Below are 22,913 nucleotides of genomic sequence, written 5' to 3' on the forward strand. Positions count from 1 at the left end.
GTAACGATGTGTTTGGGGGCCAGAGGAAGCGCTTGTGAACGTAGGTTAGGAGTCAGTTACATGTGCGTCAATGGCTGACTTGAACGTTACAACTCCGCGGCATGCCCGCCGACCCGAGCCGGGCCGGGGCAGCACACCGGCCGCCCTGGTCGTACCATCGCGACATGGCAGAGATGGTCACCCTGCGGCTGAGCCCGCAGACCCTGGCCAGGGCGCGGGCCGCTGCCGAACGGGACGGGATGACGCTCTCCGACTGGATCGACCGGGCCGCCCGCCGGGAAGCACGCCGCGACGCCGCCCGGGCACACGAGGAGTGGCTGGCCGCCAACCCGGAGGTCCGCGACGAACTGGACGGCTTTGACGAACTCGCCGACACGCTGGAGTCCGGCTGGTCCGACCTGTCTGACGCGGCGTGAACCGCGGCGAGATCTGGACCGTCGGCGAGCGCTCCGATCTGCGCTACCGGGTGGTGGTGCTGTCCGGCGACACGCACAACGAGCGACCCAGGGCCGCCCCGTACTGCGCGCCAATCGTCCGCCAGCGCGGCGCCACCAGCCTGCCGCCGTTCGTGGTGCCGCTGGCCGAGACCGACCCGCTGTCCGGAGTCGTCGTGGTCAACCGGATGCGCCGCATCTCCGGCCGCTCCGGGGCGGAACGGGTCGGCATGGTGACCGGTGCCAGCATGGCCCGACTGGAAGAGGCGATGCGGGACCTGTTCGACCTCTGACAGGTGCGCGCGGCCCGGCACCTCGGACGAGTGCAATCCCCGCCGACGCTGGCGGAAGCGCCCGGCCAGGTGGTACGACGGTCCGATGGGTATCGTGTCGCCCGGTTTCCAGGGCCGTCCACGTCCTCCCGGCGCTGCCACCCTGCCGCCGGGACAGTATCTGACCGACGACTTCCCGGTGCTGTCCGCCGGCCCGACCCCGCGCATCGACGTCGCCGGCTGGCAGTTCGTGGTCACCACCGAGGACGGCACCGAGCAGCGGTGGAGCTGGCCGGAGCTGCTCGACCTGCCCAGTGAGGACGTCACCGTCGACCTGCACTGCGTGACCAAGTGGTCCAAGCTCGGCACCCGCTGGCACGGCGTCTCCCTCGACACCCTGCTGGCCGACATCGACACCAGCGCCGACTACGCCCTCGTTCACTCGTACGGCGGATACACCACCAACCTGCCACTGGCCGGCCTGCTTCACGGGCAGGCATGGATCGCCTACCGCTACGACGGCGCCGACCTGAGCCCGGAGCACGGCGGCCCGGCCCGGCTGCTGGTGCCGCACCTCTATCTGTGGAAGTCGGCCAAATGGGCGCACGGCATCCGGCTGCTGACCGACGATGAACCCGGCTTCTGGGAGACCGCCGGCTACCACGATTACGGTGACCCATGGCGCGAGCAGCGGTACCAGGGCGACTGAGCTGGCGGGTGGCCCGCCTCGCCGCCGTCCGCGACGAGACGACGACCGCCCGTACCCTGCTGCTCGACGTGCCGGACTGGCCCGGACACCTGCCCGGCCAGCACGTCGACGTGCGGCTCACCGCCGCCGACGGTTACCAGGCACAGCGCAGCTACTCGATCGCCAACGCGGCCGACGGCGACCGGGTCGAGCTGACCGTGCAGCGGGTGTCCGACGGCGAGGTCTCCGGCTACCTGGCCGGCCCGTACGCCGTCGGTGACCCGGTGGAGATTCGCGGACCGGTCGGCGGCTGGTTCGTGTGGCGACCGGACACGACCGATCCGGTGCTGTTGATCGCCGGCGGCTCCGGCATCGTGCCGCTGATGGCGATGATCCGCGCCCGACGGGCCGCCAGCAGCCGGGTACCGTTCCGGCTCATCTACTCGGTGCGTACCCCGGCCGACGTCTACTACGCCGACGAGCTGCGCCGCCGCGCCCGCGACGACGCCGGTCTCGACGTCAGCTACGTCTACACCCGGCAGGCGCCCGAGGGCCGGCCCGGCCAGGTCGGCCGGATCGGAATCTCCCGGGTCAACACCGACGGTTGGCCGGCCATGCTCGAACCGGCCTGCTATGTCTGCGGGCCGACCGGCTTCGTGGAGACGGTCGCCGACATCCTGATCGCCCTCGGGCACGACCCCCGCCGCGTCCGCACCGAACGATTCGGACCCACCGGAGGTTGACATGACCGACCAGCCCGTGACGTCGGTGCTGCCCGACGGACGTCACCTGATCGACGAGCACCACCTACCCGATGAGCACCACCTGGACGGTAACGCGCTGGCCGGTCCGCTGGGCGAGATATTCGCGGTGGACGTCACCACCGCGATCGGCCGCTGCGCCAACTGCGGGCGGGCCGGGCCGCTTGCCGCTCTGATGGTCTACTCCGACGCGCCCGGCCTGGTCGCCCGCTGCCCGCACTGCACCGGGGTGCTGCTGCGGCTGGTACGCGGCCCGGTCGACGTCTGGCTCGACCTGCACGGCGCGCTGAGCCTACGGATCACCGTACCGGCAGGTTGAGCCTTCCCGGCTCCGCCGTGCCGACCGGGCCGCCCGGCACGGCGGAGCCGGATCACCTCAGCCAGTGCGCCACGTCGTGCGCCAGCAACTGCTCCAACGCCGGCAGGTCGCCCTGCTGAGCGGCAGCGAAGAACCGTCGGGCAAGCTCGTCGCGTTGCCGCCGGCTGGCGTGATAGCGCGGTCGGCGCGCGCGAATCTTCTCGCGCGCCCGGGCGACCAGATGCCGGGTGCCGTCCACGTCGGCACCGACGATCTCGGCGACCTGCGGGTACGGGTAGTCGAACACCTCGCGCAGCAGGAACGCGGCGCGCTGCTGCGCTGACAGGCTTTTCCAGCAGGACGAGAAAGGCCAGCGACAGCGAATCGGCGATCTCCGCCTGCTCGGCCGGTGTGGGGTCGGTGACCAGTGGCTCGGGCAGCCACTCGCCGACGTAGCGTTCCCTACGGGACCGGGCCGAGCGGAGCTGGTCGATGGCCAGCCGGGGGTGGCCAGCGGTCGGGCGACAGGTCCGAGAGCACCTCGTAAGCCGTGCCGATCGCCTGTTCTGCCTCCTGCGCCTGGCCGAGCTTCGCGTGCGCGCGTGCCTCGCCGTTGACGGCGAGGCGGACCGCCTGTGCTCCGCGGCTGGCGAACCGGCGGCCGTCCACGGCGTAGGCGAGCGCCTTGCGGTACTGCCCGTCGTAGAACTCGGCGAAGCTCTGTGTGCCCCGTACCCATGCTTTGAGTTCCCGGTCCTCCGCGTAGTCGGCGAGCTGGAACGCCTCGATCCCGTAGGCCCGCGCGGAGCTGAACCGGCCGAGATTGACCGACATGTAGCTGAGCAGCCCGGAGAGCTGCCCGGCGATGGTGAGCAGCCGGGCGCTGTAGCTGGGCTGCATCCGCAGCGGGATGAGGCTCTGCACCCAGCGTCGTTGCCGCACCACGTCGGCGGCCAGCGTGAGTGGCCCTTCCTCCTCGTAGCGGGCGACGACATCCGAAACGTAGAGATCCAGAGTGTCCAGCAGCGCGTGGTTGACGCTCGCGTCGTTGTTCTCGCGAATCCGGGCCAGGATGACCGAGGGCTGCTCGACCAGCCCTTTGGCGCTACCTACGCTCGGGAAAGCGGGCACAACCCTCCGGTTGCCGGAGACGGCACTGATCTCCGATCCGACAACAGCAGCATCCTGCCGTACCGTTGTGCGAGGGTTGCGGAATCCGAGTTCGTCGTTGGTGTCGACATTGAGGACGATGCGCAGGGCCGTGCGGTAGTCCTCGGCGGGGAAGCGGATCTTGCCGTTTTCGAGTTTGCCCAGGTAGTTGGCGGTGAAGGCGCTGTGCGCCGCCTGGCCGGGGTCGGGGTAGAGGATCTTGTTGACGGCGTCGGCGAGTTGCCGGCGGGTCAGGCCCAGGCGTTCGCGTGCTGCGGTGAGCGGATGGTTCTGCATGACACCCCCGAAGTGTGGCGCACGATCGATGCGTGGTGGCGCGAACTGCCTGTGGCGGTGATCGATTTTGGACAGTATCCACCCGGTGAATGCCGCCTTCAACCATCTGCGTCGAACAATTCCTGACCCTGTCGGGGATTACGTCAACGAGGAAATGTCAAGAGGGAAGGCAGGGGATGGTTCCGGCAACGGGAAGCATCCCTTCCAGTAGCGGGTGTGCTGAACTGCCCCGGGGCCAGGTGTACGTACCGACGTGCAGCGCATCAGAGTGGTTCGCCGGGGATGGCGCTGTAGTCCTTGCGGATCTGCTCGACCACCGGCGTCATGTCAGACCATCGGATGGCGTCGATCGCGGTGACAGCCCGGACTCCAACCGTGGCGTTGGTGGCGAACGCTGCGGTGTAGCGGTCCAGCTCCGCCACGTTGACGCGGCGCTCATGCCCTGGGCGCTCCTGACGGATCAACGCCATCGTGACTCCCGGCAACACCGGTGCCTGCGGCCACACGATGTCGTCCCCTTCGATCAGGCCGATGTTCCAGGTCGCCCCTTCGGAGATGAAACCCTCCCTGTCCACGAACAGCACGTCATCGAAGCCAGCGAGTTGGGCCTGTCGGCGATGGAACACCGTCGCGAACAGGCCGAGGTGCTTGACTCCTGGTAAGTCCCGCTCGTAGCAGCGAGTGGTGAGCACCAGCGGTTGTGGTGGGACCGACGACACCGCTCGCGTCGTGACGAGCACCTGCGGGCTTGATGCGCCGGCGGGATGCCCCAGGTCGAGATCTGGGTCGAACACCGTTACCCTGGCGACGGTCGACTCGGCGGAACCCACCACGTGACGGACATAGCAGCGAACCTCGTGCTGATCGAGTTCCGTGCCGAAGAGTGCACGGCAGTCCCTTGTCAGCCGATCGAGGTGAAGCGCGAGTCCGCGCACCCGGCCGGCGTCCACTCGCATCGACGTGAAGTGACCGTAGTTGGTGAGACCCAGGATCTTCAGATGATCCAGATCGACGGGCTGCCCGTTCAGAAGCATGATGCCAGTCTCCGATCAGCGGGCCGGTAGGGCGGACGCGCGCAGCGCCTCGGCCAGCCACTCGAACGGGAACCGTTCCGGCTCCCCGCCGTTAACGGTGGTGACCAGCGCCAGGTACCGGTCCAACAGACCGGGCGGGTCCGGCGGTGTGCGGTCCCACTCCGCACCTTCCATCATGTGGTCGGCCGTCTGGAGCCGGAACTCGAGGGTGTCCGGCATCCCTGGGCTGTCCGGTGTCGCGAAGACGCCGGTCAGCCAGCCCATCCACCGGTCGGCGATCTCCCGCCCCTGCGGCGAGTCCGGTGGCACCTGGTCCCGTGCCGCATCCATCGCCGCCTGGCCGATCGGCGTAGCCGCTTCCATGCTGCCCAGCATCGGTGACGAGGTCATCAGCGGTCCGGCTCCGGTGGTGCACACCTCGTGCAGCTCGCGGCGCACCGCCTGGCGGATCCCGGGGTCGCGGACCAGCTCCGCCAGCTCGATCCACGCCTCCAGCTGGGCTGTGGTGGGGTGGTCGGGCAGTTTCGGGTGGGCCGCCCGCCACCACTTGAGCATCTGCGCCGGCGGCTCCCAACCGGTGGAGATCTCAGTCCAGAACTCGTCGATCAGCCGGTCACGTTCGTCGTCCGACATTCCGGCGAGTTTGTGCATCAGCGTCACCTGTTCGGCGGTGGAGTCCTGTCGAAGGATGGTCGACAGCACCGCGCGGCGGCTGCGCAGCCGTGCCTCCTGCCGGGTCAGCAGAGCCAGGTGGGTGGCGGCCAGCTCGCGCAGCGTCGCCTCGCCGGCCAGCACCCGCCGGATCTCGTCCAGCCCGGCGTCGAGTTCCCGTAGCGTCCGGACCAGTTCCAGCCGGGCGATCGCCGACACGTCGTACAGCCGGTGGCCGGCCAGCGTACTGGCGGCCGGCGTGACGACACCGGCGTCCGCGTAGTACCGGACGGCGCTGACGCTCAGACCGGTGCGTCGGGCGACATCCCCGATGGGGTACAGCTCGTTCATGTCCACGGCGCCCACTATGCGATCTCAAGCGGCTTGAGATGCAAGCTTCGTCGGGTCGCGCCCGCAGCGGTACGCCAGATTCGCTACACCGACTCCTGTGGCACGGAACCGATCGGTTTGACCATCTGCTGGGCGGTGACGGTGAATGCGGTCGACTCGTACAGCCGACGGGCCACCAGGTTGTCCCCGAAGACGTTCAACCCGAGCCGGGTGACTCCGCGCGTGGCCAGCACCGGCTCGACAGCCGCCAGGATGGCCCGTCCGTACCCGTTGCCGCGGTGGGCGGCGTCCACCTCGATGTTGTAAATCCAGGCCGGCCGCTCCGGTTCGGCAGAGTCCGGTAGCCCGACCCAGATCCAGCCGACCGGACGCGCGTCGTCGGCATCCGCCGGCCGCGCCACCAGGAACAGCATCCGCTCGGTGGCCAGCCCGTCGGGCAGTAACTCGGCGTGCTGGCGGCGGGACTCGGTCAGCGCCGTCGCGGTGGTGGCGCGCCCGGACCGCAGCAGGCTGCCGGCATAGCCCGCCACCAGCGCGGGAATGCGTACGTCGTACTCGGCCTGGGTCATCGGGTGCAGCGCCACGGCGCGCTGATCTGACGTCGTCACCGGCCTATCGTGGCCTACCTGGTCGTGGCCAGTCACGTCAATTGCGCGACGGTCGTTGGCGGGCAGCACACGATCGTGGACGGGACCAGGCGGCACCGCGCCAGTACACTGCGGCTGTGGCGACCGAGGCGGACCGTGATGCCGGGCAGGACGTGCCGCACCGCCTCGATCATGTACCGAAGCCCGAGTTCGCTTTTCCCGGTCCGCTGCGCGACCGGCTGGTCGCGGCGATCCTCACCGGCGAGAAGACGGCCACGTCCGGGCTGCTGCGCGAGTACGAGCACGACAACGAGCCGCTGCCGGTCGCGGGGGACCGGTCGGTGCTGGTGGATTCGGCGGACCGGCCCTGCGCGGTACTGGAGACCACCGGGGTACGGGTGGTTTCCCTGGCGGAGGTGGACCTCGCCCACGCCGTCGACGAAGGCGAAGGGTTCGTTGACGTCGCCGGGTGGCGCCGCGCCCACGTCGACTTCTGGCAGTCGACGCCGATGCGGGCTGCCCTCGGTGACGAGACGTTCACCGTAGACGACCGGACGATGGTGGTGGCCGAACGGTTCCGTGTCGTGCAGCGGATCTGGCGGTCCGACGAGGTGGCCCTCGCCTACGCCGCCGAGAGTCGGGCGGCGGTCGACGCGTTACGGGCCGTACCGGAGGCGGACTTCGACCGCCCGACCAGATGCGGCCCGTGGACGGCCAAGGAACTGCTTGCACACACCGTGATCGCACTGTCCCGTACCGTCAAAATGCTCGACGACGGCGCACCCGCCGCCGGTCCGGACGGTTCGGTGGACGCAGTCGGCTACTACGCGCCCGACGCCCGGTTCCGTCCCGACGCGGACGGCGGGCGGATCGCCGACGCACAGCGGTGGGCGGCGGCCCGGACGGCCACCGCCGCTGTCGACGAACTGGCGGCGCGGGCAGCGACCGCCGCCGCTCGGGTCACTACGCAGCCGCCGGACCGAATGGTCGTCACCCGGCATGGTGACCTGATGACGTTGACCGACTTCCAGGCCACCCGGGTCGTCGAGCTCGCCGTCCACGGTGTCGACCTGGCCGACGGCCTCGGCATAGCGCCGTGGCTGACCGCCCCGGCGGCGGATCTGGTGGTGGCGCTGTCGGCGGGCACCACACTGGCACCGCTGCGGGCGGCGCGTGGATGGGACCGGCCGACGTTGGTACGCGCGGTCACCGGGCGAGTCGAGTCAGGTGACGTGGACCCGGCTGAACTGCACCCGCAAGGAGTGCGCTCCCCGTTTTTCGGTGGCACGCACAGTCCCACTGTGGTTGGCGAAGAGTAGCGGGACCGACCTGCCCTCGAAGCGCCTTGCGACTGCCCGTAGGTTGACAGCGACAAGGCCACAACGAGACCCTTTCGCGATTCTGACTTTTGGTGCTGGAGGTTTGCCGTGGACTGGTCCCTCGGAAACATACTGATTCTGCTGGTCGTGGTGTTGCTCGGTGCAGTCGCGGGGTGGCTCGTGATGAGCCGCCGGTCCGCCGCCGGCAAGGACGCCTCGGTGAAGCCTGAGGCGGCTGCCGCAGTCGAGCCACCGACCACTACCTCGGAGCCGTCGGCGGCCGACCCGGTCAAGACCGGGCCCACCACCGAGGCTCCCGCCGAGCCCACCGCCGAGCCCGCTGCGGATGCCCCGGCCGAGCCGGTCAGTGTCGAACCGGTCAGTGCTGAGCCGGCCACTACCGCCGATGCGGCCAGCCCTGAGCAGGCGCCGGTCGTCGACCCGCCCGCCGCCGAGCCGGTCGCTGCCGTCGACCCGCCTGCCGTCGACCCGCCTGCCGTTGAGCCGCCTGCCGTTGAGCCGCCCGCCGTTGAGCCGCCTGCCGTTGAGCCGCCCGCCGCCGCCGAGGCTGAGGCTGAGCCGGCGGACGACTTCCGGCGCATCGAGGGCATCGGGCCGAAGATGGCCGCCGCCCTGCAGTCTGCCGGGATCCGTACGTACGAGCAGTTGGGCGCGACCGACGAGGCGGCGCTGCGCGCGGCGGTCCGCGCCGCCGGGGTACGGGCCACTGCCAGCCTGCCGACCTGGCCGGCCAAGGCCCGAGAGTTGGCGGCGGCGCGCTCCGCAAGCTGACCGGAAAGGTCAAGCCGCCACAGTGGACCGATTGTCGGGTGACCTAGGTCCCGGCGATCGGGGACGTACGGCGGCAGCGACCGATCGCCGTGCCGGGTGACGATGAGGTCGAGCACCGGCGGCAGGGTGCCGCCGGTGCTCGACCGAACGAGGTGATCGGCACGACCGCAGTCGTCCAGGTGCACCCGAAGCCGGCGGCGCCGGCCGAGACAGAGGCCGCGATCGACGCTCTCGTCTCGGCGGCGTCGAAGGCACTCGACGACTACGCCGAATTCGACCAGGAACGGATCGACACGATCGTCGGCAAGGCGTCGGTCGTCGCGCTCGGCCGACGCAGCGACTTGGCCCGGCTGGCGGTCCAGGAGACCGGCTGCGGCGTGTTCGAGGACAAAGCTCGCCGAGGAGTTCGGCCGGCGGGTCAAGGTGGTACGGATCATCTGGAACGCGCCGGCCTCGCAGGGCGCGATCGGTGACATGTACAACGCGATCGCGCCGTCGTTGACGCTGGGCTGCGGCGGCTACGGGCGGAAGCGCCCGGAAACACGATCCGTATCGGCGAGGCGTCGGCCGGGTGGTACGGCACCGGCTGGGAGCGGTAGACGAAGGCCGGTCTGTGTCGTCGGGGCGGAACACCGCGCATCACGGCGGTCAGGACGTCGGGACGGACTTTCCCCAGCGGGGGGCGGCGAACCGCAGCCCGGCGAGCCGGTCCGGCGGTGCGGCTAGGCCCGGCCCGCCGGCCGCGATCCACTTGACGACACTTGACAGTGACGTCTCGTCGAGCACCCCGCCGAGCCACACCGGACGAGCGCCCAGCCGGTGGGCCAACACTGCCGGCTGCACGATTACCACGTTGGACCGGTCACAGGCGTTGAGGCAGTCCGACACCCGTACCGGCGAGGCGGCACGCAGTTCGTCGAGCTGCCGGTCGTGGTCGACGTCCGGGTGTTTGCGGCGGGTGCCGCAACAGCAGCCTCGGCATACGGTCACCCGGACGAGGCGCCCGGGCTCCGGGCCTGCCGCGCCGTCGTCAGCCGTCACGCGACGTCGGCGAGCGTGGACCGCCGACCACCGGTCCGGGCCGGGGTGAGCAGCAGTCCGAACACCACCCCGAGGACCGTCCACATGGTGGCGAGCTGCGCCAGCGAGGCGAGTCGGAATTCCCACAGCAGCGTCGCCGGGATGTCGGTGGGCACGTCGACTCCGGTGGCTGGCCAGAGCGCCAGCAGCAGGGCGTACCCGACGATGGCCAGCGCCGCCGCGACCACCGTCCGGTAGGGTGCCGGCCGCGCCCAGCCGGTCAGCCGCCGGTGGGTCAGCAGCGCCAGCCAGGTCACGGCGGCTGCGGCGATGATGAACGACAGGTACTGTCCGGTGCGCTGGTTGACGGTGTCCGGATCGCCGACGCCCGGCGGGTTGGCCGGGAAGCGGATCGCCGGTAGCAGCGCCACCACGACGAAGCCGAGCCCGGCGAGCAGCCCCACCCGGCGGAAGTCGTCGTGGCCGGGCAGCAGGTGCCGGGTCGCCGCGTAGACCACGGCGACGATCAACGCCAGGCACAGCGCCACCGCGACGGTGGCGACCAGCCCGCCGAGGACCTGCATGGCCCGACCGACCAACTCCTCGTCGTGGCTGTGTCCGGCCGTCCCGGTCGCAGCGCGGGCCTCCTCGACGACCAGCGCCGACTCGATCTGCGGTTCGACGATCAGCAGGGCCGCCACCGCGCCTGCCACGCCGGCGGCCGCACCGGCGAGCAGGCCGCGGCCCAGCACCGCGCCGAACGGGTAGGTGCTCATCGGAGCCGGCCGCCGCTCAGTGGCACGGTACGCCGAGGGCGTGCCGGCCGTCGTGGGTGAACTCGTGCACGAACTCGGCGGTACCGGCCAGCACCAGCCCGTTGTCCTGCGCGACCAGGTAGATGACGACCGCCGCGACGGCGGCCAGTAACCAACCGGCGAGCGGTACGCGGATGGCGGTGGTGGTGACCTCGCCGCCGACAGAAGGTGCAGTCATGCCAGGAAATCCTCTCGTCCATGCCTCGTGGCGATGCGGTGCATGCCACGGCCGGTCTCCTGGCTCCCGGATCGTCGCGGCCGTCCCGCCTTCCCGGACCGTCGTCGGCCCAGTGGCGTGGTGGAACGGACACTTCCCGGTCACAGTGGCGAGGACCACGCCGGAATCACACCGGCTTCCCGAACACCGTGGCCTGCGCAGCGTACCGCCGTGGTGACCGCTCGGGCAATGGCTGCGGCTCTGGCCGACACCGGGACCGGCGCCACATTGACGGTGGACCGCCGGTGGGGGAGCATGACCGGCACGAGCGGCGCGGAGGAACCCGGTGCGAATCCGGGGCGGTCCCGCCACTGTGACCGGTGAGTCGCGTCCCCCTGAGACAGCCACTGCCCCAACGGCGGGAAGGCTCGGGACGCGACGTCGATCCGGCAGCCAGGAGACTCCGGCCGCTCGCTGGTCCACCGGTACGCGGGCGTGGACACCCGCGGGAGGGATTCACCATGCACACCTGTCGGCCCCTGCCATGACGCCGTACCCGTTCACCGCCGTCGTCGGCCTGCCCGACCTGCGGCAGGCCCTGCTGCTCGCCGCAGTGCACCCCGGCATCGGCGGCGTGCTCATCCGGGGTGAGAAGGGCACCGCAAAGTCGACGATCGTCCGCGCGCTGGCCGGGCTGCTACCGGAGGTCGACCGGGTGCTCGGCTGCCGGTTCGGCTGCGATCCGGCAGCCCCGGACCAGACCTGCCCCGACGGGCCGCACACCGCGCCGGTGACCGCACGCCGCGGCCCGGCCGCTCTGGTCGAATTGCCGGTCGGCGCCACTGAGGACCGGGTGGTCGGCACCCTCGACATCCAGCGGGTACTCAGCGCCGGCGTGAAGGCGTACGATCCGGGGCTGCTCGCCGCCGCGCACCGGGGCCTGCTCTACGTCGACGAGGTCAACCTGTTGCCGGACCATCTGGTGGACCTGCTGCTGGACGCAGCGGCGATGGGCCGGGCCCACGTCGAACGCGACGGGGTGTCGGTCAGTCACGCCGCCCGGTTCCTGCTGGTCGGCACGATGAACCCGGAGGAGGGCGAGCCGCGTCCACAGTTGCTGGACCGCTTCGGGCTGATGGTGTCGGTGGCCGCACCTTCCGAGGTGGCCGACCGGGCCGAGGTGGTGCGCCGTCGGCTCGCGTACGAGACCGACCCGGTGGCGTTCGCGGACCGCTGGCGGTCCGCCGACAACCAGCTCGCACTGCGGGTACGCGATGCGCGGGCGGCCCTGCCCGCGGTCACGCTGCCCGATGCCGAGATCGACCGGATCGCCCGGATCTGCCTGGCGTACCAGGTGGACGGTATGCGGGCCGACATCGTGATGGCCCGCGCCGCCGTCGCGCTGGCCGCCTGGCGGGGCCAACCGGCGGTCACCGCCGCCGAGGTCGCCGAGACAGCCCGGCTGGCGCTGCCGCACCGGCGGCGCCGTGACCCGCTCGACCCGCCCGGTGCCGACGAGCAGCGCCTCGACGAGGTGTTGCGTGACGAGTGCGGCGACGACGATCCCGATCCTCCGCCGCCGCAGGGTCCGCCACCACCGGAGGGCGGCCCGTCGCAGGGTCCGCCACCACCGGAGGGCGGCCCGTCGCCCGAGCCAGCGACGCTGGACGACAGCGGGCCGGCGGGCGGTGCCGAGCAGCCGGACGGCGTACCGCCGGGCGGTCCGGCTCCGGCGGCGGCCGGGCCCGCGTACCGGCCCCGGACACTGCGGCTACCCGGGCTCGGTGCGGGCGCGACGCCCGGCCGACGTTCGGCGGCCCACGCCGACCGGGGCCGGGTGGTCGGTGCCGGATCATTGACTGGACGGCCGTCGACGGTGCATCTACCAGCCACGGTGCGCGCCGCCGCATCCCGGGGTGCCCGCCAGATCACCCCCGCCGACCTGCGCCAGGCCCGCTACGTCGGCCAGGAGGCGAACCTGATTCTGTTCGTGGTCGACGCCTCCGGGTCGATGGCAGCCCGGCAGCGAATGACCGTGGTCAAGACCGCCGTGCTGTCGCTGCTGCGCGACGCCTATCACCGGCGGGACCGGATCGGGATGATCACCTTCCGGGGTGCCGCCGCCGACGTGGTGCTGCCACCGACCAGCAGCCACGAGGTGGCCGTCGCCAAGCTGGCGCAGTTGCGCACCGGTGGCCGTACCCCAATCGCCGCCGGGCTGCGGGCCGCCGCCGCCACCGTCGCCGCCGAGCGCCGCCGCGAGCCACGCCGTCGGCCACTGATCCTGTTGGTCACCGACGGGCGGTCGACCAGCGGACCGAATCCGATAGACCTGGCGCCGTTGCTCGCCGGCACCGCGATGGTGGTGCTCGACTGCGAGTCTGGTCCGGTGCGACTGGGCCTGGCCCGGCGGCTCGCCACCGGTTTCGACGCCGAATGGCTGCCGCTGGAGGCGCTGTCGGCGGTGGTGCCGCAACCTCGGGTCGGCCTCGCCAGCGGGAGGGCTGCCTGATGCCACAGGGTAAACCGGAACACGTCCCCGACGACGGGCTGACCACCCGGGCCCGGCGGCGTCAGCCGGTGCTCGCCGTCCATACCGGGCCCGGTAAGGGCAAGTCGACAGCGGCCTTCGGTATGGCGTTGCGGGCCTGGGCGGCCGGCTGGCCGGTGGTCGTCTACCAGTTCGTCAAGTCCCCGAAGTGGAAGGTGGGCGAGGAAGCGGCCCTGCGTACCCTCGGTGCGTCGGGCCGGGGAGCGCCGGTGACCTGGCACAAGATGGGGGAGGGCTGGTCCTGGATCCAGCGCCCCGGCACCGAGCGCGACCACGCCGCCGAGGCAGCCGAGGGCTGGGCGCAGATCCGCCGTGATCTGGCCGCCGAGGCGTACCGGTTCTACGTGCTGGACGAGTTCACCTACCCGTTGAAGTGGGGCTGGATCGACGTCGCCGAGGTGGTGTCGGTGCTGCGGGACCGGCCGGGCGGCCAGCACGTGGTGGTCACCGGCCGGGACGCGGCGCCGGAGCTGATCGACCTCGCCGACCTGGTGACCGAGATGACCAAGGTCAAGCATCCGATGGACGCTGGACGCAAGGGCCAGCAGGGCATCGAGTGGTAGCCGTTCCCCGGGTGGTGATCGCCGCACCCGGATCCGGGCACGGCAAGACCACGGTGGCCACCGGCCTGCTCGCCGCCTACGCGGCCCAGGGTGTCCGGGTCGCCGGCTTCAAAGTCGGCCCGGACTACATCGACCCCGGCTACCACACGCTCGCCGCCGGCCGGCCCGGCCGCAACCTGGACCCGGTGCTGGTCGGTGAGGAGCGCGTCGCGCCACTGTTCGCCCACGGCGCCGCCGGTGCCGACCTCGCGGTCATCGAGGGCGTCATGGGGCTCTACGACGGCCGGGTCGGCGGCGCCGACGTCGGCTCCACCGCCCAGGTCGCGGCGCTGCTGGCCGCCCCGGTGCTGCTGGTCGTCGACGCGGCCGGGCAGAGCCGGTCGATCGCCGCACTGGTGCACGGGTTCCGGTCGTTCGGTCAGGTCCACATTGCCGGGGTGATCCTCAACCGGGTCGGCTCCGACCGGCACGCGCAGGTGCTGCGGGACGCCTGCGAGGAGGTCGGCACGCCGGTGCTCGGGGTGCTGCGGCGGCATCCGTCGGTCGACACCCCGTCGCGGCATCTGGGTCTGGTGCCGGCGGTGGAACGCGCCGTCGAGGCGCGTGCGGCGGTCGGTGCGCTGGCGGAGTTGGTCGCCGCGTCGGTGGACCTGGCCGCGGTGGCGGCGGTGGCGGGCGCCGCACCCCTGCTGGCGGTCGAACCCTGGTCGTCGGCGGGCGCTGTCGGGCACGCGGACGCCGGCTCCGGCGAGGACGCGCCAGCAGCGGCGAGCGGTGACCGGCCGGTGGTCGCCGTCGCCGGTGGACCGGCGTTCAGCTTCGGCTATCCGGAGACCGTCGAGCTGCTGACGGCCGCCGGTGCCGAGGTGCGTACCGTCGATCCGGTCCGTGACCAGCGGCTGCCCGCGGCGACTGCGGCGTTGGTCGTCGGCGGCGGCTTTCCCGAGGTGTACGCCGCCGAGCTGGCCGCGAACGCCGGGTTGCGGCGGCAGGTGGCGGCGTTGGCGGCCGCCGGTGCGCCGATCGTCGCCGAGTGCGCCGGCCTGCTGTGGCTGTGCCGCACCCTCGACGAGGCGCCGATGTGCGGGGTGCTGCCGGCGGACGCGCGGATGACTTCCCGGTTGACGCTCGGCTACCGCGATGCGGTGGCGTTGACCGACAGCGTGTTGGCGCCGGAGGGGGCCCGGCTGACCGGCCACGAGTTCCACCGTACCGAGGTGACGCCGCGGGCCGGCGCGGCAATGGCCTGGGGGTGGCGTGGCGCGGCGCCGGAGGGTTTCGTCGCCGGTGGCGTGCACGCGTCGTACCTGCACCTGCACTGGGCGGCGCGGCCGCAGATCGCCACCCGGCTGGTGACGGCCGCGCGGCGGACGGTGTCAGTCCCGCGGCAAGCTGGCGGTGAACATGGCAATCAGCCGTTCGTAGCTCTCCGTCACGTCCTCGGGCAGGCCGAAGCCGCCGTCGATTTCCAGGCAGACGAAGCCGTGCATCATCGCCCGTAGGCAGCGGGTGGCGTGTACCGCCGCCGACCGCTGCAGTCCGTAGCCGCGCAGCACGGCCAGGATCACCTCCAGCAGCCGGGTTCCTTCGGCGACGGTCACCGGGTCGCGGATCGGGTCGGCGGGCATCGCCGCCCACCGGGCGGGATGTCGGCGGACGTAGTCCCGGCTGGCGTGCATCAGGGCGGCGACGGCGGCGTCCCGACTGAGACCGAGGGTGTGCCGGGTGAGTTCGTCGGCGAACTCACCGATGAGCCGGGCAGCGATGAGCGTCCGCAGTTCGGTGAGGCCGCCGGTGACGTGCTTGTAGAGCGACGGTGTGGCGACCCCGACCCGGCCGGCCACCGCGTTGAGCGACAGCGCGTCGAGTCCCTGCTCGTCGATGAGGGCGATCGCGGCGTCGACCAGGCCGCCCCGGGTGAGCCCTGCTCTAGGCATGTCGGCGGCCGGACCGCGTAGGCTGGCTACATGGCATAACGCTTAAGCTAATTGTGTTAGCTTGGTTCGTCAAGCTGGCCTGGGTCGTCCGGCCGCCTCGGGGCCGCCTGCCATCGTGGGCTGCGGCAGTATGGAGCGCATGTGCCGAAGCATCAAGACGCTCCGTGAGCCGTACACCGCCGAGGTGACCGACGCCGACATTGAGGCCGCCGCGCTGCAGTATGTCCGGAAGATCTCTGGTTTCCGGCAACCAGCCGCCCACAACGCGGAGGCGTTCGACGCCGCCGTGGCGGCCGTCGCCGCCGCCAGCCGCGAACTGCTGGATCGTCTGGTGGTCCGTGCCCCAGCGGCCCGGTAGGCCACGGCGCCGCCGGAAGAAGTGTGCGACGGAGCCGGCGGCGCCGTGTCGTCGGACGGCCTCGCGAGGTGACTGTCCGTGAATTCTGTGAAGATCCTTAATGGAAACTTGAGGTTCCGGACAGATCCGTCGACCATCCACCCACGTATGGCCCGGTAGCTGCGTTTCGGGCAGCGGCTACCGAGAGGAGCGGTGGATGTACGGGTGGGATGCCAGGAGTGGGCGGGCGCGTAAGGTCTTCGTCGGGGCGGCGGCAGCAGCCCTGCTCGGCGGCGGACTGGCGGTCGGCACCGGGCTCGGCAACGCGGGGGAGAACTGCGACGGCCTGGACACCGCGCTGCGGAACAACCTGACCTTCATCGCCGAGCAGCGGGCCAACCCGGACGCCCTGTCCAACGACCGGATCGCCAACCGGCAGGCAGTGGTCGACCTGATCGAGCAGCGGCGGGCCGCCGCCGGCTGCACGGCCGACGTCGGCGCCGGCGCGCCGGCCGCGACGCCCGCGCCGGAGCAGCCCGATGGTACGGGCGACGCCGCCGCGCCGGACACCGGGACACCCGGCGACGTCGTCTGCGCGGGATCGACGGTGACCCTGTTCAACGAGGACGCCGGCCCGGCCGCCTCCAGCGGCACCTTCCCTGTCGGCACCGTGCTCAAGGTGACCAACCTCGACAACGACCGGAGCGTCACCGTCACGGTGACCAGCCCGTCGGGCAGCTGCGTTCTGCTTAACGACGCCGCGTTCGAACAGGTCCGGGAGCCGGGCAAGTTCGTCATCCGGCGGGTCGTGGTCGAGCGGATCAGCTGACCCGTACCGCGTCGGGTCGTCGGTCCTGGCCGGCGGCGCGACGCCGGATAACCCACTCGGCCACCACCACGTTGATCCTCGACCCGGTAGCTGCCGGCCGTCGGCACGGTGACGATGAACCAGGCCGGGTCGCTGACCGGCTGCGGGCTGGTGAACTGGTAGTCGGCGCCGTAGCGTCCGGCCGACCAGCCACGCTTAACACGTCGCTGCCGGCGGCCGGCACCCGCGCCGCGCCGATGACGAACAGCGCGGCACCGACCGGCGGCACCAGTTTCGGTACCGCCACCTGGCCGGCGGTGTCCCATGGTGGCGACATCCGTACATGATGCACCGGTCGGTCAGAGCCGTTGCCACAGCGCCGGTACGTTCGGCGGTTCCCAGCCGGCGAGCGCGGTGTGTGCCTGCCGGCACCGGTAGCTGACGCCGGCGTAGCTGACGACGGCACCGACCTGGTACGTGGTGCCGGCGGCCCAGGTGCCGCCGGGCTGTTCGGGCGACACGGTGGGCGTGGACGTCGGTGGTGGGGTGGTCGGCGGTGGTGGCGCCGGGGTCGGCGACGGGCCCGGATCTCCACCGATCTGGATGTCCACGCAGGAGTAGAAGGCGTTCGTGGTGTCCGCGACGTTCCAGATCGCCAGCACTTTCTGCCGGCCGGTGTGGCTGCCGAGATCCACGGTGTGCGACACGGTGGCGGCGGGCTGTCGGCCACCGTCGTCGAACACGGCGATCCGGTCGTCGCCGACGTAGTACTCCCAGGTGCTGGTGGCGTGTCGGGCGGTCAGTGTCCAGGTGAAGGTGACCGACCCGCCGCCGACCGCGGTGGCCGGCCAGTTGGCGCTGTCGTCGTTGAGGATGGCGAAGCGGCTCACCCCGCCGTGACAGGTGCGCTGTCCTTTGGGGCCTTCGACGCTCTGCGGCTCCCACACGATCGGGCCACAGTTGGCGACTCGGCCCTGCGCGCACATCGCCTGTCGACTGGGCGGATAGGAGATGTAACCGTGCGCGTTGGCCGGGGCGGCGACCAGCAGGGTGCCGAGCATGGTGCCGGTGGCGAGCAGAGGCAGGAGAACTCGTCGTCGCATGGGGGCGCTCCGCACGTCGTGGGTGGCGGTGGGGCGGCCGGCCTTTGCCGATGAAGTTAGCGTAAGGACAGTTAACAGTAAAGATTGCGAACGAAGAATTTCGATACGTCGACGAAGTCGACCGGTCGTGCGACGGTCAGCCGACCGTACGGCCGTGCCGGTCGCGGGCCTTGACCCGGGTGATCGGCATTTCCGGCGCCGGCAGCGGGGCGTCGACGCAGCCGGTCACCGTGCCGAACCGCCTACCGGCCGCCCAGTCATCGCGGGCGGCAACCAGCTCCTCATGGCTGCGGGCGACGAAGTTCCACCACATCACGAGCGGATCGTCGAACGGCTCCCCGCCGAGCAGGAACAGCCGGGCCGGGCCGTCGGTGGTCACCGTCGTGGCCGACCGGCCCTCGCACAGGTAGAGCAGCCCGCCCGGGGCCAGCTCCACCCCGTCGACCCGGGCCGTGCCGGACATCGTCAGGAGGGCATACTCGAAATCGTCGCGCAGCGTCAGCGCGACGGTCGCATCGGCGTCGATGTCGACCTGGGCTCCGACGATCGGGCTCGCCATCTCGGCCGGGGACCGGACGCCGGCGTACTCGCCGACCACCACGGTAATCCGCGCGTCACCGGCACCCACCTGTGGCAACGCGGCATGATGCGCGAACCGAGGCTCGCCGTGCCTGGCCGACTCGGGCAACGCCACCCACAGTTGCAGGCCGTCCATCACCGGCGGATGGACCGGCGGTGACTGCTCCGAGTGGGCGATGCCGTGCCCGGCGGTCATCAGGTTGAGGTGTCCCGGCACGATCGACTGCACGCTACCCAGGCTGTCCCGGTGCAGAATCTCACCGTCGACCAGCCAGGTCACCGTCTGCAGCCCGGTGTGTGGGTGCGGCGGAATCTGCATGCCGGACCGCCCGGCCACGTCGTCGGGCCCGAAGCGGTCGACGAAACACCAGGCACCGACCATGCGCCTGGGTCGCTGCGGCAGCAGCCGCCGAACCGTCGTGTAGCGGCCCAGCGGCACGTCGTGGCCGGGTAGCAGCACGCTCTCCGGCTGCGCGTCGGCGACCGTCGTCCCGTCGTATCGGATGCTCCCCGACGCCGCCGCACTCATGCCTCGACCTTACGCGCGGCACCGCCGGCGCGCCCGGCCGACCGCACCGCACCGTCCAGGTCAACCGGCGCGGTCCTCCAGGTCGCCCTCGGTTCGCAGGAACACCTCCCGCAGCCCGTCCAGCACCGCCGGGTCGGGATACTCCCACAGTTTGCGGTCGGCCGCCTCCAGTAGCCGCTCGGTGATCCCGTGCAACGCCCACGGGTTCGACTCGGTAAGGAACCTCTGGTTGACCTCGTCGAGCACGTACGTCTCGGCCAGCTTGTCGTACATCCAGTCGGCCACCACCCCGGCGGTGGCGTCGTAGCCGAACAGGTAGTCGACCGTGGCGGCCAGCTCGAACGCCCCCTTGTAACCGTGCCGGCGCATCGCCGCCAGCCAGCGCGGGTTCACCACCCGGGCCCGGAAGATCCGGGCGGTCTCCTCGTGCAGGGCGCGGGTGCGCACCGCCTCCGGCCGGGTGCTGTCGCCGACGTAGGCCGCCGGGGCCGACCCGGTCAACGCCCGTACCGTGGCGATCATGCCGCCGTGGTACTGGAAGTAGTCGTCGGAGTCGGCGATGTCGTGCTCGCGGGTGTCGATGTTCTTCGCCGCGACCGCGATTCGTCGGTACGCCGACTCCATCTGGTCGCGCGCCGGCGCGCCGTCGAGGTCCCGGCCGTAGGCGTAGCCGCCCCACACCGCGTACACCTCGGCCAGGTCGGCGTCGTCGCGCCAGTTACGGCTGTCGATCAGCTGCAGCAGCCCGGCACCGTAGGCCCCCGGCTTGGAGCCGAAGATCCGCATGGTGGCCCGCCGGGTGTCGCCGTGGGTGGCCAGGTCGGCGCGGGCGTGCGCGGCGACGAAGTTCAGCTCGTCCGGCTCGTCGAGGGCCGCGACCAGTCGGACCGCGTCGTCCAACATGGCCACCACATGCGGGAACGCATCACGGAAGAAGCCTGAGATCCGCACCGTCACGTCGATGCGGGGCCGGCCCAGCTCCTCGGCCGGGACTACCGTGACGCCGGTCACCCGTCGCGACGCCTCGTCCCACACGGGCCGTACGCCGAGCAGCGCCAGCACTTCGGCGATGTCGTCGCCGGCGGTCCGCATCGCCGACGTGCCCCATACCGACAGTCCCACCGAGCGGGGCCAGTCGCCGGTGTCGGCCCGGTAGCGGGCCAGCAGCGACTCTGCCATCGCCTGCCCGGTCTCCCAGGCCAGCCGGCTCGGCACCGCCTTCGGGTCCACCGAGTAGAAGTTGCGTCCGGTCGGTAGCACGTTGATCAATCCGCGCAACGGCGACCCGCTCGGCCCGGCCGGCACGTACCCGCCGGCCAGTGCGTGCGCGACGTGGGCCAGCTCGTCGGCGGTGCGGGCCAGCCGGGGGACCACCTCGGTCGCCGCGAACTCCAGGATCCGAGTGACCAGCGCGGTCCGCTCGTCATCGTCGCCGAGCACACGCGTGGCGACCTCGACGGCGGCGTCCGACCGCCAACCGTGCCCCTCCATCGCCGCGACCAGCTCCCGGGCGGTCGCCTCGGCGGCGTCGGTGCCGTCGCGGTCGGTGCCGGACTCGTCCAGGCCCAGCGCCTCCCGCAGGCCGGGTAGCGCCGCGACCTGCCCGGCCCACATCTGCCGGGCCCGCAGCATCGCCAGCACGAGATCGACCCGGGCCGCGCCGACCGGTGCCGCGCCGAGCACGTGCAGCCCGTCGCGGATCTGCACGTCCTTGACCTCGCAGAGCCACCCGTCGACGTGCAGCAGGAAGTCGTCGAACTCGGCGTCGTGCGGCCGGTCGTCCAGACCGAGGTCGTGGTCGAGCCGGGCGGCCTGGATCAGGGTCCAGATCTGCGCCCGGATCGCCGGCAGCTTCGCCGGGTCCAGGGCGGCGATGTTCGCGTGTTCGTCGAGCAGCTGCTCCAACCGGGCGATGTCGCCGTAGCTCTCCGCCCGGGCCATCGGCGGCACCAGATGGTCGATCAGGGTGGCGTGCGCCCGTCGTTTGGCCTGGGTGCCCTCGCCGGGGTCGTTGACCAGGAACGGGTAGATCAGCGGCAGGTCACCGAGGGCGGCGTCCGGCCCGCAGTCGGCGCTGAGCCCGACCGTCTTGCCCGGCAGCCACTCCAGGTTGCCGTGCTTGCCGACGTGCACCACGGCGTGCGCGCCGAAGCTGTGCTCCAGCCACCGGTAAGCAGCCAGGTAGTGGTGACTCGGCGGCAGGTCCGGGTCGTGATAGATGGCCACCGGGTTGGCTCCGAAGCCGCGTGGCGGCTGCACCAGCAGCACGATGTTGCCAGCGTTCAGTGCCGCGAGCACGAGCTCGCCGTCGGGGTCGCGGGAGGTTTCCACGTACAGCTCACCCGGCGGCGGACCCCAGTGCCGTTCGACCTGTTCGCGCAGCTCGGCCGGGAACTTCGCGTACCAGCGGCGGTAGTCGCGGGCCGGAATCCGCACCGGGTTGCCGGCCAGCTGCTCCTCGGTCAGCCAGTCCGGGTCCTGCCCGCCGGCGGCGATCAGCGCGTGCATCAGCGCGTCGCCGTCGCCGTCGGCCAGGCCGGGGACCGCGTCGGGGCCGTCGGGCGGCCCGACGTCGTAGCCAGCGTCGCGCAGCGTCCGCAGCAGCGCCAGGACACTCGCCGGGGTGTCCAGCCCGACCGCGTTACCGATTCGGGCGTGCTTCGTCGGGTACGCCGACAGCAGCACCGCGATCCGTTTGTCGGCCGGAGCGACGCGCCGCAGCATGGCGTGGCGGACCGCGATCCCGGCGACCCGGGCGGCCCGCTCGGGGTCGGCCACGTACACCGACAGGCCGTCGGCGTCGATCTCCTTGAACGAGAACGGCACGGTGATCAGCCGGCCGTCGAACTCCGGGATGGCAACCTGGGTCGCTGCGTCCAAAGGGGATAGTCCGTCGTCGGTGGCCGCCCAGGTCTGCCGGGAGCTGGTCAGGCAGAGTCCCTGCAGGATCGGCACGTCCAGCTCGGCGAGAGCCCCGACGTCCCAGGCGTCGTCGTCGCCTCCGGCGCCGACGGTCGCCGGTCGGGTCCCGCCGGCGGCCAGCACGGTCACCACCAGGGCATCGGCCTGACCCAGGGTGGCCAGCAGCTGCGGGTCGGCCGAGCGCAGCGACGAGCAGTAGACCGGCAGCGCCCGACCGCCGGCGGCGTCGACCGCGTCGCACAGCGCGTGCACGAAGCCGGTGTTGCCGGCCAGGTGGTGGGCCCGGTAGTAGAGCACCGCCACGGTCGGCCGGCCCGGTCCGGCCGGCGTCGCCGCGCGCTCCAGCACACCCCACTCCGGTGCCGGCCGCGGCGCGGCGAAACCGTGCCCGGTGAGCAGCACCGTGTCGGACAGGAAGCGGTGCAGTTCGGCGAGGTTCGGTGGGCCGCCGTGGGCCAGGTAGGCGTGCGCCTCGGCGGCCACCCCGGCGGGTACGGTGGACAGCTCCATCAGGGCGGCGTCCGGGGCCTGCTCGCCGCTGAGCACCACCACCGGACGGGGTCCGGCCAGCAGCGCGTCCAGCCCGTCCGGCCAGGCCCGGCGGCCGCCGAGTAGCCGGACCACCACGAGGTCGACGCCGGCCAGCAGCGGCGGAAGGTCGTCGACCGACAGTCGGGCCGGGTTTGCCAGGCGCCAGTCGGCACCGCTGGCCCGTCCACTCAGCAGATCAGTATCTGAAGTGGACAAAAGTAGCATCATCGGACGCCCGGTCCTCCCTCGGGGTCCGCGCCCCGGGTCGTCGGTCGCGGCGACCGGAGTCTCCTGGCTCCCGGATCAACGCTCGCCCCGGCCTTCCGGCCCGTGAGGGACCGTGGCCGTCGGTGGGGTCTGCTCCCCGGTGACAGTGGCGGGACCGCACCGGATTCACACCGGACTTCCTCCGCTTGTCGCCGCGTCTG

At 71.7% G+C, this 22,913-nt stretch carries 24 protein-coding genes, 3 pseudogenes and 3 riboswitches; of the genes and pseudogenes, 14 read left to right on the forward strand and 13 right to left on the reverse strand.

What is annotated here, in order from left to right:
- Positions 1-164 precede the first annotated feature (164 nt).
- The 5 genes from ACFHWS_RS13405 (at position 165) to ACFHWS_RS13425 (ending at position 2,474) form a co-directional block, all read left to right on the forward strand.
- Complete coding sequence (locus ACFHWS_RS13405) at positions 165-416, forward strand: hypothetical protein (protein WP_278168905.1); 252 nt, start codon at positions 165-167, stop codon at positions 414-416.
- Positions 413-727, forward strand: a complete 315-nt coding sequence (locus tag ACFHWS_RS13410) for a type II toxin-antitoxin system PemK/MazF family toxin (protein ID WP_278168906.1) — start codon at positions 413-415, stop codon at positions 725-727. The genes ACFHWS_RS13405 and ACFHWS_RS13410 overlap by 4 nt, the downstream gene beginning before the upstream one ends.
- Before the next feature lie 85 nt (positions 728-812).
- Positions 813-1,415 carry a sulfite oxidase-like oxidoreductase gene (locus tag ACFHWS_RS13415; RefSeq protein WP_416568287.1) on the forward strand — a complete coding sequence of 201 codons (603 nt, stop codon included), beginning with the start codon at positions 813-815 and terminating at the stop codon, positions 1,413-1,415.
- Entirely contained in the window at positions 1,385-2,137 is a 753-nt protein-coding gene (locus ACFHWS_RS13420; RefSeq protein WP_416555117.1) for a ferredoxin reductase, read from the forward strand. Before ACFHWS_RS13415 ends, ACFHWS_RS13420 begins: the two co-directional genes overlap by 31 nt.
- A gap of 1 nt (position 2,138) precedes the next feature.
- Positions 2,139-2,474 (forward strand): DUF6510 family protein, encoded by a 336-nt coding sequence (locus ACFHWS_RS13425; RefSeq protein ID WP_416555119.1) that lies wholly within the window; start codon positions 2,139-2,141, stop codon positions 2,472-2,474.
- A 52-nt stretch (positions 2,475-2,526) separates the two neighbouring features.
- Here ACFHWS_RS13425 and ACFHWS_RS13430 read toward each other — a convergent pair whose 3' ends face one another.
- From ACFHWS_RS13430 to ACFHWS_RS13450, 5 genes are all read right to left on the reverse strand, one after another.
- A complete protein-coding gene (locus ACFHWS_RS13430; protein WP_416555218.1) occupies positions 2,527-2,967 on the reverse strand; it encodes a sigma factor-like helix-turn-helix DNA-binding protein in 441 nt (146 codons plus the stop codon).
- Positions 2,916-3,899 carry a helix-turn-helix domain-containing protein gene (locus tag ACFHWS_RS13435; RefSeq protein ID WP_416555121.1) on the reverse strand — a complete coding sequence of 328 codons (984 nt, stop codon included), beginning with the start codon at positions 3,897-3,899 and terminating at the stop codon, positions 2,916-2,918. Before ACFHWS_RS13435 ends, ACFHWS_RS13430 begins: the two co-directional genes overlap by 52 nt.
- A gap of 263 nt (positions 3,900-4,162) precedes the next feature.
- Entirely contained in the window at positions 4,163-4,933 is a 771-nt protein-coding gene (locus tag ACFHWS_RS13440) for an aminotransferase class IV family protein (protein WP_416555123.1), read from the reverse strand.
- 15 nt (positions 4,934-4,948) lie between these two features.
- Positions 4,949-5,941: a MerR family transcriptional regulator gene (locus tag ACFHWS_RS13445; protein WP_416568288.1), complete on the reverse strand. Its 993-nt coding sequence runs from the start codon at positions 5,939-5,941 to the stop codon at positions 4,949-4,951.
- A 77-nt stretch (positions 5,942-6,018) separates the two neighbouring features.
- Positions 6,019-6,543 (reverse strand): GNAT family N-acetyltransferase, encoded by a 525-nt coding sequence (locus tag ACFHWS_RS13450; RefSeq protein ID WP_416568289.1) that lies wholly within the window; start codon positions 6,541-6,543, stop codon positions 6,019-6,021.
- A 152-nt stretch (positions 6,544-6,695) separates the two neighbouring features.
- On the opposite strand from ACFHWS_RS13450, the pseudogene ACFHWS_RS13455 reads away from it, so the two are divergent.
- From ACFHWS_RS13455 to ACFHWS_RS13470, 4 genes and pseudogenes are all read left to right on the forward strand, one after another.
- Positions 6,696-7,109 (forward strand): annotated as a pseudogene (locus ACFHWS_RS13455) (ASCH domain-containing protein); the annotation flags it as partial.
- Positions 7,110-7,157: 48 nt separating this feature from the next.
- A pseudogene (locus ACFHWS_RS13460) lies at positions 7,158-7,841 on the forward strand (maleylpyruvate isomerase N-terminal domain-containing protein); the annotation flags it as partial.
- A gap of 183 nt (positions 7,842-8,024) precedes the next feature.
- Positions 8,025-8,633 carry a hypothetical protein gene (locus ACFHWS_RS13465; protein ID WP_416568290.1) on the forward strand — a complete coding sequence of 203 codons (609 nt, stop codon included), beginning with the start codon at positions 8,025-8,027 and terminating at the stop codon, positions 8,631-8,633.
- Between the two features lie 89 nt (positions 8,634-8,722).
- Positions 8,723-9,106, forward strand: coding sequence for a hypothetical protein (locus ACFHWS_RS13470; RefSeq protein ID WP_416555131.1), 384 nt, complete (start codon positions 8,723-8,725; stop codon positions 9,104-9,106).
- A gap of 175 nt (positions 9,107-9,281) precedes the next feature.
- On the opposite strand, the gene ACFHWS_RS13475 is transcribed toward ACFHWS_RS13470, so the two are convergent.
- The 3 genes from ACFHWS_RS13475 to ACFHWS_RS13485 are packed head-to-tail and all read right to left on the reverse strand — an operon-like array spanning position 9,282 to position 10,646.
- On the reverse strand, positions 9,282-9,623 hold the full coding sequence (locus tag ACFHWS_RS13475) for a hypothetical protein (RefSeq protein ID WP_416555133.1): 342 nt from the start codon (positions 9,621-9,623) through the stop codon (positions 9,282-9,284).
- Between the two features lie 47 nt (positions 9,624-9,670).
- Positions 9,671-10,429, reverse strand: a complete 759-nt coding sequence (locus tag ACFHWS_RS13480; RefSeq protein ID WP_416555135.1) for a CbtA family protein — start codon at positions 10,427-10,429, stop codon at positions 9,671-9,673.
- Positions 10,430-10,445: 16 nt separating this feature from the next.
- Positions 10,446-10,646 carry a CbtB domain-containing protein gene (locus tag ACFHWS_RS13485; RefSeq protein WP_416555137.1) on the reverse strand — a complete coding sequence of 67 codons (201 nt, stop codon included), beginning with the start codon at positions 10,644-10,646 and terminating at the stop codon, positions 10,446-10,448.
- 31 nt (positions 10,647-10,677) lie between these two features.
- Positions 10,678-10,852, reverse strand: a riboswitch (cobalamin riboswitch).
- 109 nt (positions 10,853-10,961) lie between these two features.
- Positions 10,962-11,089, forward strand: a riboswitch (cobalamin riboswitch).
- Between the two features lie 80 nt (positions 11,090-11,169).
- On the opposite strand from ACFHWS_RS13485, the gene ACFHWS_RS13490 reads away from it, so the two are divergent.
- From ACFHWS_RS13490 to ACFHWS_RS13500, 3 genes are read left to right on the forward strand one after another with little or no spacing between them, the layout of a single operon-like run.
- On the forward strand, positions 11,170-13,137 hold the full coding sequence (locus tag ACFHWS_RS13490; protein WP_416568291.1) for a VWA domain-containing protein: 1,968 nt from the start codon (positions 11,170-11,172) through the stop codon (positions 13,135-13,137).
- On the forward strand, positions 13,137-13,739 hold the full coding sequence (cobO, locus tag ACFHWS_RS13495; RefSeq protein ID WP_416555141.1) for a cob(I)yrinic acid a,c-diamide adenosyltransferase: 603 nt from the start codon (positions 13,137-13,139) through the stop codon (positions 13,737-13,739). Before ACFHWS_RS13490 ends, cobO begins: the two co-directional genes overlap by 1 nt.
- Positions 13,733-15,241 carry a cobyrinate a,c-diamide synthase gene (locus tag ACFHWS_RS13500; protein ID WP_416555143.1) on the forward strand — a complete coding sequence of 503 codons (1,509 nt, stop codon included), beginning with the start codon at positions 13,733-13,735 and terminating at the stop codon, positions 15,239-15,241. Before cobO ends, ACFHWS_RS13500 begins: the two co-directional genes overlap by 7 nt.
- On the opposite strand, the pseudogene ACFHWS_RS13505 reads toward ACFHWS_RS13500, so the two are convergent.
- Positions 15,200-15,676: pseudogene (locus ACFHWS_RS13505) on the reverse strand (TetR/AcrR family transcriptional regulator); the annotation flags it as partial. The gene ACFHWS_RS13500 and the pseudogene ACFHWS_RS13505 overlap by 42 nt on opposite strands.
- Before the next feature lie 139 nt (positions 15,677-15,815).
- On the opposite strand from ACFHWS_RS13505, the gene ACFHWS_RS13510 reads away from it, so the two are divergent.
- The gene (locus ACFHWS_RS13510; protein ID WP_416555145.1) at positions 15,816-16,034 is read left to right on the forward strand and encodes a DUF2277 family protein; all 219 of its coding nucleotides are present in this window, start codon (positions 15,816-15,818) and stop codon (positions 16,032-16,034) included.
- 196 nt (positions 16,035-16,230) lie between these two features.
- Positions 16,231-16,842, forward strand: a complete 612-nt coding sequence (locus ACFHWS_RS13515; RefSeq protein WP_416555147.1) for a hypothetical protein — start codon at positions 16,231-16,233, stop codon at positions 16,840-16,842.
- Here the strand turns inward: ACFHWS_RS13515 and ACFHWS_RS13520 are convergent.
- From ACFHWS_RS13520 to cobN, 4 genes are all read right to left on the reverse strand, one after another.
- Positions 16,835-17,158, reverse strand: coding sequence for a hypothetical protein (locus tag ACFHWS_RS13520; RefSeq protein WP_416555149.1), 324 nt, complete (start codon positions 17,156-17,158; stop codon positions 16,835-16,837). The genes ACFHWS_RS13515 and ACFHWS_RS13520 overlap by 8 nt on opposite strands.
- Before the next feature lie 22 nt (positions 17,159-17,180).
- Positions 17,181-17,924, reverse strand: coding sequence for a lytic polysaccharide monooxygenase (locus ACFHWS_RS13525; RefSeq protein ID WP_416555151.1), 744 nt, complete (start codon positions 17,922-17,924; stop codon positions 17,181-17,183).
- A gap of 136 nt (positions 17,925-18,060) precedes the next feature.
- Entirely contained in the window at positions 18,061-19,032 is a 972-nt protein-coding gene (locus tag ACFHWS_RS13530; RefSeq protein ID WP_416555153.1) for a pirin family protein, read from the reverse strand.
- Between the two features lie 60 nt (positions 19,033-19,092).
- Positions 19,093-22,713: a cobaltochelatase subunit CobN gene (gene cobN / locus ACFHWS_RS13535; RefSeq protein ID WP_416568292.1), complete on the reverse strand. Its 3,621-nt coding sequence runs from the start codon at positions 22,711-22,713 to the stop codon at positions 19,093-19,095.
- A gap of 56 nt (positions 22,714-22,769) precedes the next feature.
- Positions 22,770-22,895: riboswitch (cobalamin riboswitch) on the reverse strand.
- Between the last annotated feature and the right edge of the window lie 18 nt (positions 22,896-22,913).

It is taken from the genome of Micromonospora sp. LOL_013, assembly GCF_048060315.1.
In the GTDB taxonomy this organism is placed as follows: Bacteria; Actinomycetota; Actinomycetes; order Mycobacteriales; family Micromonosporaceae; genus Micromonospora_E.